Annotated in this window: 18 protein-coding genes and 1 tRNA gene; 8 read left to right on the forward strand and 11 right to left on the reverse strand. The window is 67.3% G+C overall.

Annotated elements, in window-relative coordinates:
• Positions 1-80: 80 nt before the first annotated feature.
• Positions 81-434, forward strand: coding sequence for a hypothetical protein (locus BLR57_RS17480; protein ID WP_089699769.1), 354 nt, complete (start codon positions 81-83; stop codon positions 432-434).
• 222 nt (positions 435-656) lie between these two features.
• On the opposite strand, the gene BLR57_RS17485 is transcribed toward BLR57_RS17480, so the two are convergent.
• A tRNA-Met gene (locus BLR57_RS17485) sits at positions 657-731 on the reverse strand.
• Positions 732-799: 68 nt separating this feature from the next.
• Positions 800-1225: a hypothetical protein gene (locus BLR57_RS17490; RefSeq protein ID WP_089699771.1), complete on the reverse strand. Its 426-nt coding sequence runs from the start codon at positions 1223-1225 to the stop codon at positions 800-802.
• Between the two features lie 148 nt (positions 1226-1373).
• Here BLR57_RS17490 and BLR57_RS17495 point away from each other — a divergent pair, with 148 nt between their 5' ends.
• Together BLR57_RS17495 and BLR57_RS17500 are read left to right on the forward strand one after the other, a co-directional pair.
• Positions 1374-4220: a right-handed parallel beta-helix repeat-containing protein gene (locus BLR57_RS17495; protein ID WP_089699773.1), complete on the forward strand. Its 2847-nt coding sequence runs from the start codon at positions 1374-1376 to the stop codon at positions 4218-4220.
• A 177-nt stretch (positions 4221-4397) separates the two neighbouring features.
• Positions 4398-4715, forward strand: a complete 318-nt coding sequence (locus BLR57_RS17500; protein ID WP_211603309.1) for a hypothetical protein — start codon at positions 4398-4400, stop codon at positions 4713-4715.
• A gap of 4 nt (positions 4716-4719) precedes the next feature.
• Here BLR57_RS17500 and BLR57_RS17505 read toward each other — a convergent pair whose 3' ends face one another.
• The 5 genes from BLR57_RS17505 to BLR57_RS17525 all read right to left on the reverse strand — a co-directional run bounded on the left by BLR57_RS17505 (position 4720) and on the right by BLR57_RS17525 (position 8540).
• Positions 4720-5238, reverse strand: a complete 519-nt coding sequence (locus tag BLR57_RS17505; protein WP_089699775.1) for a DUF4112 domain-containing protein — start codon at positions 5236-5238, stop codon at positions 4720-4722.
• Entirely contained in the window at positions 5213-5740 is a 528-nt protein-coding gene (locus BLR57_RS17510) for a hypothetical protein (protein ID WP_089699777.1), read from the reverse strand. Before BLR57_RS17510 ends, BLR57_RS17505 begins: the two co-directional genes overlap by 26 nt.
• Before the next feature lie 94 nt (positions 5741-5834).
• A complete protein-coding gene (locus tag BLR57_RS17515) occupies positions 5835-6518 on the reverse strand; it encodes a hypothetical protein (protein WP_089699778.1) in 684 nt (227 codons plus the stop codon).
• 73 nt (positions 6519-6591) lie between these two features.
• On the reverse strand, positions 6592-7923 hold the full coding sequence (locus BLR57_RS17520; protein WP_089699780.1) for a hypothetical protein: 1332 nt from the start codon (positions 7921-7923) through the stop codon (positions 6592-6594).
• Positions 7920-8540, reverse strand: a complete 621-nt coding sequence (locus BLR57_RS17525) for a hypothetical protein (RefSeq protein ID WP_089699782.1) — start codon at positions 8538-8540, stop codon at positions 7920-7922. Before BLR57_RS17525 ends, BLR57_RS17520 begins: the two co-directional genes overlap by 4 nt.
• 81 nt (positions 8541-8621) lie before the next feature.
• Between BLR57_RS17525 and BLR57_RS17530 the strand changes: the two genes are divergently transcribed.
• Positions 8622-9260, forward strand: coding sequence for a PH domain-containing protein (locus BLR57_RS17530; protein ID WP_089699784.1), 639 nt, complete (start codon positions 8622-8624; stop codon positions 9258-9260).
• Entirely contained in the window at positions 9257-9844 is a 588-nt protein-coding gene (locus tag BLR57_RS17535) for a PH domain-containing protein (RefSeq protein ID WP_089699786.1), read from the forward strand. Before BLR57_RS17530 ends, BLR57_RS17535 begins: the two co-directional genes overlap by 4 nt.
• A 48-nt stretch (positions 9845-9892) precedes the next feature.
• On the opposite strand, the gene ppk2 is transcribed toward BLR57_RS17535, so the two are convergent.
• Positions 9893-10759, reverse strand: coding sequence for a polyphosphate kinase 2 (ppk2, locus tag BLR57_RS17540; RefSeq protein ID WP_089699788.1), 867 nt, complete (start codon positions 10757-10759; stop codon positions 9893-9895).
• A gap of 174 nt (positions 10760-10933) precedes the next feature.
• Here ppk2 and BLR57_RS17545 point away from each other — a divergent pair, with 174 nt between their 5' ends.
• The 3 genes from BLR57_RS17545 to BLR57_RS17555 all read left to right on the forward strand — a co-directional run bounded on the left by BLR57_RS17545 (position 10934) and on the right by BLR57_RS17555 (position 13428).
• The gene (locus BLR57_RS17545) at positions 10934-11353 is read left to right on the forward strand and encodes a VOC family protein (RefSeq protein WP_089699790.1); all 420 of its coding nucleotides are present in this window, start codon (positions 10934-10936) and stop codon (positions 11351-11353) included.
• 435 nt (positions 11354-11788) lie between these two features.
• Positions 11789-12748 (forward strand): transcription initiation factor IIB, encoded by a 960-nt coding sequence (locus BLR57_RS17550; RefSeq protein WP_089699792.1) that lies wholly within the window; start codon positions 11789-11791, stop codon positions 12746-12748.
• A gap of 140 nt (positions 12749-12888) precedes the next feature.
• Entirely contained in the window at positions 12889-13428 is a 540-nt protein-coding gene (locus BLR57_RS17555; RefSeq protein WP_089699793.1) for a hypothetical protein, read from the forward strand.
• 14 nt (positions 13429-13442) lie between these two features.
• Here the strand turns inward: BLR57_RS17555 and BLR57_RS17560 are convergent, their stop codons facing one another.
• The 3 genes from BLR57_RS17560 to BLR57_RS17570 form a co-directional block, all read right to left on the reverse strand.
• On the reverse strand, positions 13443-13799 hold the full coding sequence (locus BLR57_RS17560) for a hypothetical protein (protein WP_089699794.1): 357 nt from the start codon (positions 13797-13799) through the stop codon (positions 13443-13445).
• 122 nt (positions 13800-13921) lie between these two features.
• Positions 13922-15052: a thiamine ABC transporter substrate-binding protein gene (locus tag BLR57_RS17565; protein ID WP_089699796.1), complete on the reverse strand. Its 1131-nt coding sequence runs from the start codon at positions 15050-15052 to the stop codon at positions 13922-13924.
• Complete coding sequence (locus BLR57_RS17570) at positions 15049-15375, reverse strand: thiamine-binding protein (protein ID WP_089699798.1); 327 nt, start codon at positions 15373-15375, stop codon at positions 15049-15051. Before BLR57_RS17570 ends, BLR57_RS17565 begins: the two co-directional genes overlap by 4 nt.
• Positions 15376-15586 lie beyond the last annotated feature (211 nt).

Raw genomic sequence — 15586 nt, forward strand, 5'->3', positions numbered from 1 at the left:
GTACGAGAGCGGCACATCATATTAAAAACACCGCCAGATAATTAATCCCAATAGGCATAGAATTATTCGGAGAAGTAACGATGGATCTTCGGACGCTTCGAGCCGCTCTGTTGTCGGTTCTCGCGGTCGTCGCAGCGGGCGGGTCTGTCGTAGTCGGTGTGACGCCGAACGGCTGGAACCCGCTCGGTGGAGTCGTGCTCGGCTTCGTGCTCGTGTATCTGCTGCTCCGTCGGGTCGTAGGAGCGTATCTGACGGAGGTGCAGCGGTGGGGACTGTTTGCACTGTTCGGCGTGGTCTCGTTTCTCTCCGTGGCGACCTACACGGCGGTGTACGGCGGGAGTCCGGATGCCGAACTCGTCGTCAGCGTGCTCGTGTGTCTCCTCGTGTCCGCACTGTTCGGCTACCGAGCGCGAGCACGTGTACGCTCGGGGTGACGACTGCGTCTGACAATTAGGAATCCAACTGTCGCAGCGTGATGGGGTGCTGCACTGAGAGTGAGTTCAGCGAAAACACAGCGGGAAGTAGATTTGAACTACGCGAACGTCGCTCCCTTCGGTCGCTCGTTCTCTCGTTCAAACTACGACGTGACTATTTTCAGGAACTCTGGGGTCGCGACGCGATGAAACGCGTCGCTTGCGGTGTGAGTTCCTGAAAAATAGCGGGAAGTAGATTTGAACTACCGATCTCCGGGTTATGAGCCCGGCGGAATCTCCTGGCTATCCCATCCCGCTATCATCACGTATCCCTCGGTTACGTATAAGGTTTGGTAAGTCGGTCTGTCCTGTCTCCCGGTACCACGTCACTCGACAGCGACGCCGTTACCGCTGGCGTCCCAGACGCGTCGCTGGAGGTCTTCGAGACCTTCGCGCTCCGAGAGTCGGTGGTCGTCGACGACGACCTGTACGGGCCGCGTGCGGTCCGTGAAATGGTTGTGGAGCACCGTCGCGACGATGTCGCGGGCGATAGTCGACGGAATCTCGATGGTCACCCGGAGCACGTCGACCGGGGCCGAGCCGTTCGTCTGTGCCGCCGCACGCTCGACAGCGACGTCGAGGTCGGAGTCCGTCGCCCGCCGTGGCTGCTCGGGCGACTCGTGGGAGGGGCCGCGCGGCACCTCCGTCCACTGCTCGGTCGTCACCTCCGAGACCATCTCGTCGAGCTGCTGGAACGCCGTTGCTACTGCGGATCGGTCGCCGACGAGTGTCACGGTGACCGGTCGAGCCATGGTATGTGATAACGCCCAACACACATGAAGCTTCCCGCCGTGCGGTGTGTCGGCATCGACCGAGTATCAGTCAGACAGCCGTCACACCGGCCTGAAGCTTGATTACGCACCAGTAGAAGAATCAAACAATCAGTGACGTGAGAGAGTCATGACGGGCACACACTCCGGGCAGGAGGAAGACGGCGAGACGGATCGACGGACGTTGTTGAAGGGAATCGCACTGGGGAGCCTCGGCACCGCGGGCATCTTCGGCGGTCTGGGAGCCGCCGACGGTACGGTGGGCGGCGCGGTCGACGACGTCGCAGGGGGTCTCCTCGGCGACGACAGTCACGACGGCCACGACAGCCACCACGTGCTGGCTCTCGTTCCGCGCGACGCCGTGACCCACACCGCGAGCGGTGGGCAGTGGGCCGACGCGACGACGTGGGGAGACGAGACACCGACCGACGGCGCGCGGGTCCACGTGCCCGCGGAGACGACGCTCACACTCACGTCGACGACGGCGCGGCTGCAGACCCTCCGCGTCGACGGGACGCTCCGCGTCGACCCCGAGACGGCGGCGCGCCTCCTCGTCGAAACGCTCGTCGTCACCGGCAGCGGCCGACTCGAACTCGGGAGTGAGGAGACTCCGGCACAGGACACCGTCGTCACGTTCCTCGACTCGGGAGCCATCGACGAGTCCGACGACCCCGAACGCATCGGCCGGGGCCTGCTCACCCTGCCGGGTGCGACGGTCCGGGTCCGGGGCGTCGAGAAGACATCCTTCCTCGAACTGGCGAGCGCGCCGACGAGCGGTGACGACGAACTGCGCCTCGCGGCCGAACCGACCGGTTGGACCGCCGGCGACACGGTCGTCCTCCCGGGACTCTCACCCGACCGCGACGAGGACGAGGAGCGCGAGGTCGTCGCCGTCGACGGCACGAGCGTCCGCCTCGACGAACCACTGGAGTACGACCACATCCCACCCAAGTCCAGTCTCCCGAGCTACGTCGTCAGCCTCTCGCGAACCGTCCGCTTGGCGTCCGAGAACGACCGGACGAAACGGCGCGGCCACGTGATGTTCATGAGTCGCGACGTCGACGTCGTCGGTGCGGAGTTCTCGGACCTCGGCCGGACCGACAAGTCCCGCCCCGTCACCGACCCGGCCAACGGCGTTCCCCCGAAAGACGCCGAGTCGAACCCCCAAGCCCGCTACGCCTGTCACTTTCATCGAACTGGCCCGACCGTCGGCGACCCCCGCGTCGTCCGCGACTGTGTCGTCCGGGGCAGCCCCGGCTGGGGCTACGTCAACCACGACAGCCACGTCCGGTTCGAGGACAACGTCTCCTACCAGGTGTTCGGTGCGGGCTTCGTCGCCGAGATCGGGACCGAAGCAGGGACGTTCAAACGGAACTTCGCGCTCCGGTCGCACGGTTCGGGTAGCGTCCCGGACGGTCGACAGTTCCGCGAAGGGGACGAAGGAGCCATCGACGACTTCGGCCATGGCGGCTACGGCTTCTGGTTTCAGGGCCCCGGCGTCGCCGTCGAGGGGAACGTCGCCGCCGGCCACCGTCACCACGGCTTCGTCTACTGGACCCGCGCCAAGCCGGACCGGGAGGTCCCCCCGGGCGAACTCGGTGGCGTCACCGGCGAGTTAGCCAACTTCCCCGTCGAGCGCATCGAGAACCAGCCCGACCTCGTCGACTCAGACGAGGTCGACGACGGCATGGTCCCGTCGAGTCTGGTGAAGTTCCGGTCGTTCCGCGACAACACCGTCTTCGCCTCCGGCGGCGGGCTCGACATCTCGCGGCACCGCTTCGGCGCACACCACGACCGACTGGACGAGTACAGCGTCGTCGACGGATTTCTCGCATTTAACATCGGCCGCCACTACAGCCAGTGGGACCATCTCAGAGTTCCCAACAGCCGCGGTGCGCAGGGTGGCTACAACGGGGTCTCGGTCCGGTACAGCGCGAACGTCCGGATTCGAGACGCCCACCTCGTCGCGGGCGACGGCGCGGGTCGCGGGGTCGGAATAAATCGAAATCACGCGCCGAGCAACGTCCGCGTGGAGGACTCGACGGTCGAGGGCTTCACGGTCGGCGTCCGGGCCGCACCACGAGGCGAGAGCCCCGTCACGGGCGTCCTCGACAACGAGGTCGACGTGCAGGTAATCGGAGGGACGACCGACCGGCGGTGGACGCCCGCCCAACAGGTCGACGTCGAGGCCGAGTTCGGCGAGGGGGGCCGGACAAACCTCTATCTCTCGGCCGAGTTCGACGACGACCTCTACGGCCTGTTCTCGCCGGAGGGTGGCGTCACGCTGAACGGCGAGGGGGTCTACTTCGCCGAACAGGCGGCCGACTACGTCCCGTTCCCCACCCGCGCCGACCTCGACGCCACGGAGAAAGATTCGCTGTCGGCACTCACCGACGTCGCCCCGCGGAAACTGGTCGGGAAGTCGAACGCAGAGCTGTACGAGGAGTACGGCCTCGCCGTCGAGGGGTCCGTCCTCCCGGAGAGTGCCGGTACGGACGCGGCCGTCGAAGGCGGCTACGTCGCGGGCGCGGCCGACGGCAGCCGACGAACCGAGTGGCCGGGCAGCGACACCGGGTCAGCGTTGCTCGCGCAGGCTCGCTCCACCGAGGGGTCGCTCTCGGAGGTCGGCCGGTTGCGACAGGGCGAGCGGCTGACCGTCTACGGCGAGGACACTGTCCAGACGCTACCCGGGAAGTACGCTGGTCTCGCGTACGTCAGACCCGAGGAAGAAGACGCCGACGCCGAGCGTCCCACGGCACTCCAGCTCTCCGTGACCGCGCCGGCAACGGTCTACGTCGCCTACGACGCCGAGACGCGGCCGGACTGGCTCTCGTCGTGGCGCGACACCGGCGACACGGTCGGGACGACCGACGGGAAGCGTCGGGTCTACGCCCGCGAAGTCGACGCCGGAACCGTCCGACTCGGCGGCTGTCCGGACACCCACCGGATGTACACGCCGTTCGTCGAAGGGCGGTAGTCACGGCGGCGAGACGGGCGACATTCGGACCGGCAGACAGCGAGCCGTGTCTGACGCGTGCCTGACAGAGATTTATACGACTCCTCCGTCAACGGTTGGCCATGTTACACGGATTACGCACGACGGAACGGGGGAAAACGCGTGATTCGGTCGGCGACGGCGTCCGGGGGGCGGAGCGTGGCCACCGTGGGTGAGCAGTCGGTCCATATCGAACTCCTCGTCGCCGACGGCGACGAGGAGCGGCCGGACGTCGAGTCCGGGTCGCGCGTCGACGTCTCGGTTGCCGGCGAGATGTATCCGACCGCACGGCTGGCCGACGGCCGGTATATCGCGTGGTGGTTCGACACGTCGGCCCCGGACCCGACCGACCAGGCCGCGACCGAGTGGGTCGCCGCCCCGACGCGCTATCTCGCCGCGGCGACGCTCCGCGAGCTCTGGGAGGACCCGTCGCTCTTTGACACGCTCACCCAGGGGTCGACACCGGCGTCGCCCTGACCGCTCACTCCGACGCGTCCTCGACGTCGATGACGACCGGCTCCGACGCCTCGGAGCCGCCGGTCTCGTCGTTCGTGGTATCACTGAGATCGTCGAGCGCGTCGAGGTCGTCGAGGTCGACGGCACCGTCGGTCAGGTCGGCGAGCGCGAGTCCGAGGTTGCGCTTGTTGACCTTCCAGACGGCGTCGAAGAGACCGCCGACGAGCGGAATCGAGCCGACGGCGGCGTCGACGCCGACGTTCGCCAGCATTCGCAGGAGCGTCGTGTAGGACACGCCGAGCCGCGCGGATTCGAGGACGACGTACAGCGAGACGCCCGCCGAGAGCACGTCGCCGACGACCGGGAGCGTGCCGAGGACGGGGTCGACACCGAAGCGGAAGTTCGTCCCGGGGACACGCACGAGCTCGTCGAGCACGTAGGCGACCCGGCGGAGCCGTTCGATGGTGGCCGCGTCGACCGTGTCGGGGAGTTCGGCGGCGAGGTCGGGACCGAGCGCGTCACGGACGTCGTCTGGGCTGCTCATGCTCTGCCGTTGGCCGCCGAGAAGAATAAGCGCGGTGGCGGTCGAGTGACAGCGACTGGTGGTCGAGTGACAACGGCTGGCGGTCGCGCGGCCGTCTGCGCGCGGCTCGCACCCACCAGGTCCGGGCACTGACGACCCGCCGTCGCGTCCGCGGCTCGGTGTCCAGTCGGGCGAGCAGCGTCCGGCCGAGGAGGAAGGACAGAGAGAGGTTGAACAGCACGATGGCGACGGGACTCGGCGAGGCAAGGGCGACGAAGACACCGGTGAGCAAGAGCCGGACGGTGAAGGCGAATCCGGCGAGCGTCGCGCCAGCCGCGAGCAGCGTGCGCGTCCAGCCGTAGTCACGTCGCATATCGCCAGCGACGTAGTGTACGGGTGAGCGAGCCCTGAGGAGGTTTCTGAGTCCCCAGGACGCGCGTTGCGGCAGCCGCAGATACGTGTAGTGCCACGGCTCGAAGCACTGCGAGAGTGACGCCGAGTCACGGCGGCCGTGCGGCGACATATCACACCTTGGTCGCGAACCGGCTTGAAAATCAGTCAGACGCGCGTCTGCCGCACTGTGGGGACCGTCGACGGCTGTGGGAGACAGCCGAGACTTACTCTAAGAGGACCGAAAAGCCCCAGCGGGCCTGTTCCTCCTCGTCCGACTCGCCGCGCATCACGTTGTAGGTCGCCTCGAAGCGGTGCTCGCCGACCGGGAGACAGCCGTCGCCGTTCGGCGCGCCGTAGACGTCGACGAGCTGCGAGGTGGATTCGCCGGGTTCGAGCGTCACGATGCGGTATTCGCGGGTGATCGCGATGGGCTCGGTCAGCCGCCAGCAGTCGGGTTCCGCGGGGTAGTCGCCCCCGGCGGGGAGGAGCGTGAGCTGGCCGCTGTCGCTCGTTACGTAGCTGAAGACGACGTCGCGGCCCTCGCCGACCTGCACGGTCTCGTCGCCGTCGTTGGTGACGGTGACGCGGAGCTGCGGCGGATGCTCGGCGGTCGCAACGTCCTCGGTCACCTCGACGCTCGGCGTCACCGGGAGGTCGGGGGCGTCGTCGCTGCCGACGAGCGTCAGGCCCGGCCCGCCGGTACCCTCGGGGCGGGTGCCGCCGGCGTCGCCGGAGCCGTCGCCGTCGTCGCCCGGCAGGCCGCCGTCGGTGGCTGTGTCGGTCGGTTCGTCGGTCGGCTGGTCGGTCGTCGGGTCGTCCGTTGGCGCGCCGCCAGCAGTGCAGCCAGCGACGAGTGCAACGGTTGCGAGGCTACCCACCCGGAGGAACGTGCGTCGTGTCGGGGACATACCAGTAAGAAGGGGAGTTCAGACGTTAACCGTAGCGTAGAGTGAAAGAACGTTTTGTCCCTCCGTGTGACGGTCACGCATCCCGGAGTGCCTGCGCGACCGCCTCGGCCGCTGGCGGGATCGCCCGCGCCACGAAAGCGACTTCGAGGTAGGACGAAATCCAGTAGTCGACCGCCGAGACCGAGACCGTCCCGTCGAGGTCGGCGAGGCGGTCGTCGGCGTAGTGCAGCTCGCGGGCGAGACGGACGGCCGAGTGTCGGACGAGATGGCTGTCGACACCGAGTGCGGCACGGAGCGCGTCGACGGCCTCGGCACGGTACTGCCGTACGTCGGCGACGCGCTCGACCGTGAACCGCTCGCCCTCGTCGAGCCGGGAGACGAGCGAGTCGAGTGCCCGGTGGGACGTGAGCTGTCGGTGAGCGACCAGCAGATCCGAGGCGAGCGTGTCGACCGACGAGTCGTCGGCAAAGCGGGGATACGCGACCCGGTCGACGAGCGCGTGCAGCGTGTCTCCCGCGGCCGTGCCCTCGACGTCGCCGTCGACGAGCGAGGACGGCTCGACCGACTCGTTCGGGTCGAAGTCCGCTCCGAACCGGTCGCGTCGGCGCGCACGGACCTCGGCGACGAGCGTCGCCACCGCCGAGTCGAACGTCTCGCGCAGCGACGGCTGGTCACCGCTCCCGGCGGTATATTGGTCGAACAGGTGGGCGGCGTCGCCGACGCTGGCCCGCGCGCGTTCGAGCCGTTCGGCGAGTTCGCCAACGCCGAGGGCAGTTCCTGAATCGAGCCGTCGCGTCGGGTCCTCGAGCGTGTTGACGGCGTGTCGGACCTCGTTTTCGAGCGCCGCGTGGACGACGACGGCCCGCGTCGGGTCGGTGCCGACGTACTCCCACCGGTCTCGGAACTCGTCGAGAGCGGGGCGAAGCTCGTCGGCCTGCTGGCGGACGTCGTCGCGAGTCAGGCCGTCGTCGATGGCCGCCCACGCGGCAGCGACGTACTGGGCCTCGCCGCGAGCGTACTGCAGGTCACTCAGCCGTTCGTACGGCGAGTCCGCCTCGGCCGTTCTGGCGAGATACTCGGTCGCCGACTCGCGGGCGTGGCCGAGTCGCTCGCGCATCACGCCGTTCGGAATCTGCTGTCGCGTGAACTCGTCGGGGACGGCGGCGAGCAGGTCGCGCGCTCTCGCTTCCGAGTCGTCGAGATGAGCCGGCGCGATGTCGACCGGGAGGGTCCGCGGCGGGTCGGGGGCGTCCGACTCCGAGAGGTCCCGCAGGGCGTCCCCATCGAGTTCGGGCGTGTCGTCGCCGGTGAGCCCGTCGAGGGCACTACAGCCCGCGAGTGCCGCGCTCCCGGCGGCGGCACCGAGCGCGAGCAGTCGGCGGCGGGTCGTTCGGTGGTCAGTCATCGGTCGCCCTCCGGCGGGCGACAGCCGCTCCCGCTGGTCCCCGAACTGAACCGAGAGACGTCCTCGGGGTCGAGCGCGGCCGGGATACGGACGAGCGTCGCGACGACGTCGTACGTGTCCGTCTCGCAGGCGACGTCGGCCGGAAGCAGCCGACGGCCGTACTGCGTCTCGACGCGGTCGGTGTCCCAGCGGACGTAACAGAGGTCCAGCGCGAAGCACTCGCGAATCCGACGCTGTTCGAGGTAGACCGTCTCGCTGTCGAAGTCGGTCTCGGCGAGGAGCCGTCGCGCCGCGGCGACGGACTCGTCGTCGACCCCGTCGCCGAAGGTCAGCCCGTCGGCCGTCTCGCGGCTGGCGACGAAGGGGTGACTGCGGAACTGAAACGAGTCGTCCTCGTCGTCGGTCGGTGTCTCGTCGTCGGGATGGCGGACGGCCGCGGCGTCCGCCGTGCTCCGCAGCTGGACGTGTGCGGGGTCGGTTTCGGCGTCGTCGGGGACGGGCCGCTCGCTGGCCGTGGCGGTACGCGAACTGGAGTTCGACCCGGAACAGCCGGCGAGACCGACGAGGAGGGCGGCCGCAGCTCCGTGGAGGGCGTGGCGGCGTGTGCAGGGACGCATCTCTCCGACCTTGACCTGTCTGATACAAAACGCCTCGGGTCGGCCACGAAGAGTTATCCGCGCGCCGTCGGATGTGGAGGCATGGAATCCGAGTTCGACTGGCTCACCCTCGACGAGGGCGAGGAGGTCCTCTGGGCCGACACGCCCCACCAGTACAGTCTCGTCCCCGCGCTCGTGGTCGGTATCCCGCTCTCGCTGTTTCTCGTCGGGGTCCCCATCGTCGTCTCGGCGTATCTGACCTACAAGAACACGAACTACGTCGTCACCTCCGCGGCACTCTACAAGAAGACGGGCGTGCTCTCCCGAAGCGTCCAGCGCATCGAGTTCGACAAGGTCCAAGACACCTCCTACAGCCAGAGCTTCTTCGGGGGGCAGTTCGGCTACGGCACCGTCGACATCAGCACCGCCGGTGGCGCGGGCGTCGAGTTGAGCTTCCAGAGCGTCAGCGACCCCCAGGAGCTCCAGACGCTCATCAACGGTCGCATCCGGACGCGTGAAGCTCCCGCGGACGACAAGGCGACCGTCCTCGACGACATCCTCGGCGAACTGCGGGCGATCCGGCAGGCCGTCGAGGGCGAGGAGTCGACCACGCCACCGGCGGACGCGACGGCGACGGCGGCCACCGAGACCGACGAGGCGATGTTCGAGCACGGCGAGCCGGTCTCGGTCGACGAGTCCGAAGCGGCGGACGGGCCAGCCGGTGACGACGACGGCCGATGAGCACGAGCCTCGCTGCCGACGTCGACCTTTCGGCCGTCGACGAGTGGATGGCGCGCGGGGGCGACGAGGACGTCCTCTGGAGCGGGCGGCCGCGGACGACGAGCGCGCTGCCGGCCATTGCGGTCGGGGTCGTGCTGGTCGTCGCGGGCGTCGTCGGGGGAGCCACGCAGACACAGCTCGCGGTCGCGCTCGTGCTCGCGACCCTCGTCCCCATCGGCCTCCTCGTCGCCGTCTGGGGCTACCTCGGGGTCGTCAGGACGCGCTACGTCGTCACCGACCGCGCGCTCTACCGCAGAACGGGCGTCCTCTCGCGGCGCGTCCAGCGCGTCTCGCTCGGCCGCGTCCAGAACAGCGCGTTCACGCAGGGCGTCCTGGGCACTGTGTTCGACTACGGGACCGTCTCGGTCGAGGCCGCCGGTGGCGGAGCCATCGCGTTCGCCGACATCGACGACCCGCGGGAGGTGCGCGCGCTGGTGGAGAAGCAGGTCGGCGGCGGCGAGCTGCCGGGGACGCTCGCACAGTGGCAGGCCGTCCGCGACGAGGTGCGGGCACTTCGCGGAGCGTTCGAGCAGCGCGGGGGGTAGGTCAGAGGACGCACGGCGGCAGTGCGACGGCCATACGCGAGTGTCGGGTCAGCCCTCGTCGACACCGCCGTCACTGTCTACGGGGTTCTCACCGTAGACGGCGGGCACCCAGTTCTGGTGGTGAATCGGCGGCCGTTCGTAGTCGGTACTGTCACCGCTGTCAGCCTCGTCGCGCGGCGGCAGCTCGATGGGGTCGGGCGTGCGGTCCTCGTAGTCGAACTGGTCGAGGAGATGCGTGATGCAGTTCAGCCGGGCGTGTCGCTTCACGTCGGCGTGGACGACGTGCCACGGCGCGTGGTCGGTGTCGGTGTGCTCGAACATGACGTCCTTCGCCTCCGAGAACTCCTCCCAGCGCGCCCGCGCTTCGAGGTCCATCGGGCTGAGCTTCCAGCGTCGCTTGGGGTCGTCGTTGCGCCGCTGGAACCGCCGTTCTTGCTCCTCCTGGCTGATCGAGAACCAGTATTTCACGAGGACGATGCCCGAGCGGACGAGCAGCCGCTCGAACTCCGGACAGGAGACCAGAAACTCCTCGTACTCCTCGTCGGTGCAGAACCCCATCACGCGCTCGACGCCCGCGCGGTTGTACCAGCTACGGTCGAAGAAGACCATCTCGCCCGCAGTAGGCAGCTGTTCGACGTACCGTTGGAAATACCACTGGCCCTGCTCGCGCTCCGTGGGTTTGCCGAGCGCGACGACGCGGGCGACGCGGGGGTTGAGCCGTCGTGTGAGACGCTTGATGACGCCGCCCTTCCCGGCCGCGTCGCGGCCCTCGAAGACGACGCAGACCCGCAGCCCCTCCTCCTCGACCCAGTGTTGGAGTTTGACCAGCTCTTCCTGAAGCCGGTCGAGTTCCGCCTTGTACTGTTGCTTCTTCAACACTCCCTCCTCGTTGTACCGGTCGCTGTCGGCATCCATGTATAACTGCTGTGACAACACGCGGGGACGGCTTAAGCGCGGTGCTGGAGTTCATGTTCTCCGTCGCTTGGCGGTGACCATTGCCGTCGTCCCGGTGGCGACCGTTGCCGTCGTCTCGGCGGTGACGGTTGCCGTCGCCCTGTCGCTTTTGCCGGTGGCTCGGCGAGAGGGGGTATGAGCGACCTCACTGCACACCACGTCGGTCTCACCGTAGCCGACCTCGAACGGATGGTCGAGTTCTACCGCGACAGCTTCGGACTCGACGTCGTCAACCGCTTCACCGTCAGCGGCGACGCCTTCGCGACCGCCGTCGACGTCGCCGGTGCGTCCGCACGGTTCGCGCATCTCGACGCCGACGGCGTCCGTATCGAACTGGTCGAATACGAACCCGAGGGCGAGACGCGAACTGACCCGGAGCTGAACCAGCCGGGGGCGGCGCATCTCGGGCTGTCGGTCGACGACGTCGACGAGTTCTTCGCGTCGCTCCCCGAGGGAGTCGAGACGCTCAGCGAGCCACAGACGACGTCGACCGGGACGCGGATCCTGTTCGTCCGCGACCCGGAAGGCAACCTCGTCGAAGTGCTCGACGCCTGAGGCTGAACGTTACACGCGGGACCTCCCTCTCCTGTTGCCCGCCCTCCTGTCCGGTGGGGAGGCGGGGTGGGCGTGTAGGTAGCCGCTGGGGAACTCCTCGTCGTTCGCACCGCAGTCCGGACACGCGTCGCCGGGATGACCGATGAAGCCTTGCGTACAGAACCGACATTCGTACAACATCAGTGTGTGAATTGCTAACATGCTACATAAGCTTTCTGTCGGTTCGAACCGTCGACAGGTGCAGAAAGTGTGAAATGGTAGCATCCGCAGTCCTACTTCAACGCCTCGGTCCGGAATCGACGCGAGAAATCAGATTTCGAGAGATTTACCGTCACGAAAGACGTTCTCGTACGTTCTAACGCGTCGAGACGACAGTCACCTTCGTCGTCGGAAAACACCACATATTTACGCGTTGGAACCAGAAAACATATCTCAATGGCTGATTTCTCCCGGCAACGATCCCGAGGTCGGACAAACGAGGACGAACAGACCAGCACGGAATCCGAGGAGCAGGTCTGTCCGGAGTGTAACTCCGACAGTATCGTCCACAGTGGCGGCGAACTCGTCTGTGACGACTGCGGGCTCGTCCTCGACGAGCAGAACATCGACCGGGGCCCCGAGTGGCGCGCGTTCAACCAGAACGAACGTGATTCGAAATCGCGCGTGGGCGCACCGACGACGAAGACGATGCACGACAAGGGGCTGACCACCCAGATCGACTGGAAGAACAAGGACGCCTACGGCCGGTCGCTCTCCTCCGAGAAACGGAGCCAGATGCACCGCCTGCGCAAGTGGCAGGAGCGGATCCGGACCAAGGACGCGGGCGAGCGCAACCTCCAGTTCGCGCTCTCGGAGATGGACCGCATGGCCTCCGCACTCGGCGCGCCGCGCTCGACGCGTGAGGTCGCCTCGGTGCTCTACCGCCGCGCGCTCAACGAGGACCTCATCCGCGGTCGGTCCATCGAGGCCGTCTCGACGAGCTGTCTCTACGCCGCCTGCCGGATGGAGGGCATCCCGCGCAGCCTCGACGAAGTGACCGAGGTCGCGCGTGTCCCGTACAAGGAGATCGGCCGCACCTACCGCTACATCGCCCAGGAGCTGAAACTGGAGATGCAGCCGGTCGACCCCAAGGAGTACGTCCCGCGCTTCGCCAGCGAACTCGGCGTCAGCGAGGAGGTCAAGCAGAAGGCCAACGAGATCATCGACGTCTCCGCCGAGCAGGGTCTGCTCTCGGGCAAGTCGCCGACCGGCTTCGCCGCCGCGGCACTCTACGCCGCGTCGCTGCTCTGCAACGAGAAGAAGACCCAGCGCGAGGTCGCCGAGGTCTCGCAGGTGACGGAAGTCACCATCCGGAACCGGTACCAGGAGCAGATCGAAGCGATGGGTCTCTACTGAGCAGTTTCGCTCAATAGCCCCGTTCGACCCATCCGTCTCACACCACCGCACCACGACACCACCACACCGCTTTTGCAACGCTGTCGCCACCGTCCCGACCAGCGCAAGCTATACCACGGCTCGGCGGACTACTCAGACCAGTGACTGACGAGAGGCCTGCGGACGACGACCCGGTCGACACCGCCGACGTGACGGTTCCCGGCGACGAGCCGACGTACGTCGTCGCCACGGTCCGCGGCGAGCGTATCGAGATCGCCGAGTCGGTCCTCGACGAACTGGTCGACCTCGCCGACGAGGACGGACTGACCGCCGAGGCGTGGGTCGAACAGAACCTCGGCCCCTCCATCCTCTACGGCGCGGTCGTCGGCGTCGTCGACGCGTTCGACTTCGAGGAGCCGCCGTCGGCGACGACGGTCGCCGCGTGGCACGAGGAACTGGCCGACAGCCGCGAGGCCGCCGAAGAGGTCTGGAACGAGCCGACGCTGGAGTACTCCGATCAGGTCTGGGAGTCGGCCGTCCGGCTCGAACATCTCCTAGAGACGGTCGAGACGAGTCTCACGTCGCTGGAGATCGCCCGCGAGAAACACGGAGCGGACCACGAACTCGTCGAAGAGCTGTCCGCGAACGTCGACAGCCAGGTGGCCCTCCTGCGACGGATCGGCGAGTCGATGACGGGCTAGAAAAGCGAGGGAGGTTACTGCACGGAGTCGATGTAGTCGAGGACGGTGACGTCGGACGTGATGGTCTCGGGCAGCGTGATGGCCGCGACGCGCTCGGTCTCGGAGACACGGTTGCCCTCGGGGTCGATGTCGTAGACGACGGGCGTGCCCGCACCGCGCTCGCCTTTGTCCTTCGCGAGGATGCGGATGCGTCGCGTCTCGCCGACGAGTTCGACGGTCGTATCGACGTACTCGCCGCCGTAGGTTGCTCGCTCGCGCCGTTCGCGGACGTTGAACGGGCCGTCCCCGTTCACCCGGACCGCGGTGGTACCGGCCCGGAGTTCGTCCAGTGTCTCACGTACGGTAGTGGTTACACGCTGCGTCTCGCCCATTGTTTACTCGTTTGTGTGTAAACTCTTAACACTCACGGTTGGATGTGGGCGAGTCGCACACTCGTCACGAAGCGTCGAGAGCGGAGCGAACAGAGAAAGCGCGCGAGAGACGGACTGCCGGGCTACTTCGACGCCGTTTGTCGCGCCCACTCGTCGCGCCAGGTGTCCATGTTGGCGGCGAGGGTGTCGTAGTCGAACTGGATCGGCTCAGCAGGCTCGTAGGCGTACTGCTGCATATCCTCGGGCAGTGAGGCGTTCGTGACGGTCGGAAGCCCGACGTTCTTGACCGCGACCTCCTGTTGGACGGCAGGGTCGAGCATGAAGTCCATGAAGGTGTGGACTAACTCGTCTTTCTCCGTCGTCGCGAACGGTGCCGTGCCGTCGACGTAGGCGTAGCCCTGGTCGTTGGGGAAGCCGATCTGGTGGCGGGTCATGTCCTCACCGGAGCTGGCGGCGTAGACCTGATCGGTCGAGTACGAGACGACCATCGGGGCCTCCTCGTTGGAGTACGCGGCGTAGGCGTCGGACCACGAGCCGAGGACGCGGACGCCGTTGTCCATCAGTCGCTGCCAGTAGTCGAGATAGTTCTCCTCGCCGACCGTGTTGATGCTCCAGAGCAGGAAAAGCAGCCCCGTGGCCGTACTGTCGGGGTTCGCGAGGAGGAGCGAGTCGGCGTACTCCTCCGTAGTCAGTTCCTCGAACGTCGGCGGCGCGTCGACGACGCTCTCGTCGTAGACGAGACAGACGTAGGAGGCACCCGTCGGCAGCACGCGGTTCTGCGGGTCGAAGCGGTAGGCGTCGACGATGTTCGACGCCTGCGCGAGCTGCGAGGTGTCGAAGCCGGTGAAGAGCGCGTTGTCGTCGCCGAGCGCGTCGTCGGCGCGGACGAGGTCCTGCGGCGTCAGCCCGACGTACATATCGGCTTCGAGGTCGACGCCGCGCTGACGACGCTGGATGAAGTCGTTCAGTTCGTTCTCGCGGACGACCCACTCCAGGGTAACGTCGTGGCGCGACTCGAACTCCTCTTTGATCCACGGGCCGGCACTCGTGCTCGGCGCGTCGACGAACGCGCTGTAGGTGCCGACACGGAGCGTCTCCGGGTCGGTTCCGGACGCCGTGCCGCCGACGGTCGTCGGCGAGGTCGACGTCCCGTCGGACCCCCCGTCGGTGCCGCCGGTACAGCCAGCGAGACCGACCGTCGCCGCGCTGCCCGCCCCGGCGAGGAACCGACGCCGCGTCGTCCAGCGAGTCATGGCTCGTCCTCCACGGTCCGCGCGTCGCGGCCGAGATGTGCCTCGACGCGTTCGACCTTCTCCTCGACGGCGAGCGTCTCCTCGCGGAAATGGTCGATCTTCAGCGACGTGAGCGTCCGGCTGGCGTCGACCGCCTCGGTCGCGGCCTGCGCGGCGGCGAACACCTCGCTCAACTCGTCGGCCTCGATGGTCGTCTCCATCGGGTGTGTCTCGTAGCGCACGTCGAAGCGCTCCAGGGCATCGATTGCCTTCGCGATCTCGGCGTCGAAGTCGACGTCGGGCTCGTCCAGCGGAGCCACGGTCAACATCGCTGTGACTGTCATGAGCGGTGATTCCGAGTGGCCCGTGTTATAACCAAGTGGTACGCTCTGGTTATCGGGGCTGGCCGGACGGCCGGAGCGGAGCGAAGGTCAGAAGAGAGCGAGAACTGATTGGACAACAGCCTCGACGACGGCTTCGCCGGAAATTCTCACCGACGGGGCCTGAACTCGACTCGGACCGTCGAACGGACGTGGGGAGTGTGAACGACCGCCT

The organism is Halogranum gelatinilyticum (assembly GCF_900103715.1).
Taxonomy (GTDB): domain Archaea; phylum Halobacteriota; class Halobacteria; order Halobacteriales; family Haloferacaceae; genus Halogranum; species Halogranum gelatinilyticum.

Excerpts from the sequence above, each read along its gene's own strand:
- BLR57_RS17480 (WP_089699769.1), top strand. The coding sequence starts at position 81 with ATGGATCTTCGGACGCTTCGAGCCGCTCTGTTGTCGGTTCTCGCGGTC.
- BLR57_RS17490 (WP_089699771.1), bottom strand. The coding sequence starts at position 1,225 with ATGGCTCGACCGGTCACCGTGACACTCGTCGGCGACCGATCCGCAGTA.
- BLR57_RS17495 (WP_089699773.1), top strand. The coding sequence starts at position 1,374 with ATGACGGGCACACACTCCGGGCAGGAGGAAGACGGCGAGACGGATCGA.
- BLR57_RS17505 (WP_089699775.1), bottom strand. The coding sequence starts at position 5,238 with ATGAGCAGCCCAGACGACGTCCGTGACGCGCTCGGTCCCGACCTCGCC.
- BLR57_RS17510 (WP_089699777.1), bottom strand. The coding sequence starts at position 5,740 with ATGTCGCCGCACGGCCGCCGTGACTCGGCGTCACTCTCGCAGTGCTTC.
- BLR57_RS17515 (WP_089699778.1), bottom strand. The coding sequence starts at position 6,518 with ATGTCCCCGACACGACGCACGTTCCTCCGGGTGGGTAGCCTCGCAACC.
- BLR57_RS17520 (WP_089699780.1), bottom strand. The coding sequence starts at position 7,923 with ATGACTGACCACCGAACGACCCGCCGCCGACTGCTCGCGCTCGGTGCC.
- BLR57_RS17525 (WP_089699782.1), bottom strand. The coding sequence starts at position 8,540 with ATGCGTCCCTGCACACGCCGCCACGCCCTCCACGGAGCTGCGGCCGCC.
- BLR57_RS17530 (WP_089699784.1), top strand. The coding sequence starts at position 8,622 with ATGGAATCCGAGTTCGACTGGCTCACCCTCGACGAGGGCGAGGAGGTC.
- BLR57_RS17535 (WP_089699786.1), top strand. The coding sequence starts at position 9,257 with ATGAGCACGAGCCTCGCTGCCGACGTCGACCTTTCGGCCGTCGACGAG.
- ppk2 (WP_089699788.1), bottom strand. The coding sequence starts at position 10,759 with ATGGATGCCGACAGCGACCGGTACAACGAGGAGGGAGTGTTGAAGAAG.
- BLR57_RS17545 (WP_089699790.1), top strand. The coding sequence starts at position 10,934 with ATGAGCGACCTCACTGCACACCACGTCGGTCTCACCGTAGCCGACCTC.
- BLR57_RS17550 (WP_089699792.1), top strand. The coding sequence starts at position 11,789 with ATGGCTGATTTCTCCCGGCAACGATCCCGAGGTCGGACAAACGAGGAC.
- BLR57_RS17560 (WP_089699794.1), bottom strand. The coding sequence starts at position 13,799 with ATGGGCGAGACGCAGCGTGTAACCACTACCGTACGTGAGACACTGGAC.
- BLR57_RS17565 (WP_089699796.1), bottom strand. The coding sequence starts at position 15,052 with ATGACTCGCTGGACGACGCGGCGTCGGTTCCTCGCCGGGGCGGGCAGC.
- BLR57_RS17570 (WP_089699798.1), bottom strand. The coding sequence starts at position 15,375 with ATGACAGTCACAGCGATGTTGACCGTGGCTCCGCTGGACGAGCCCGAC.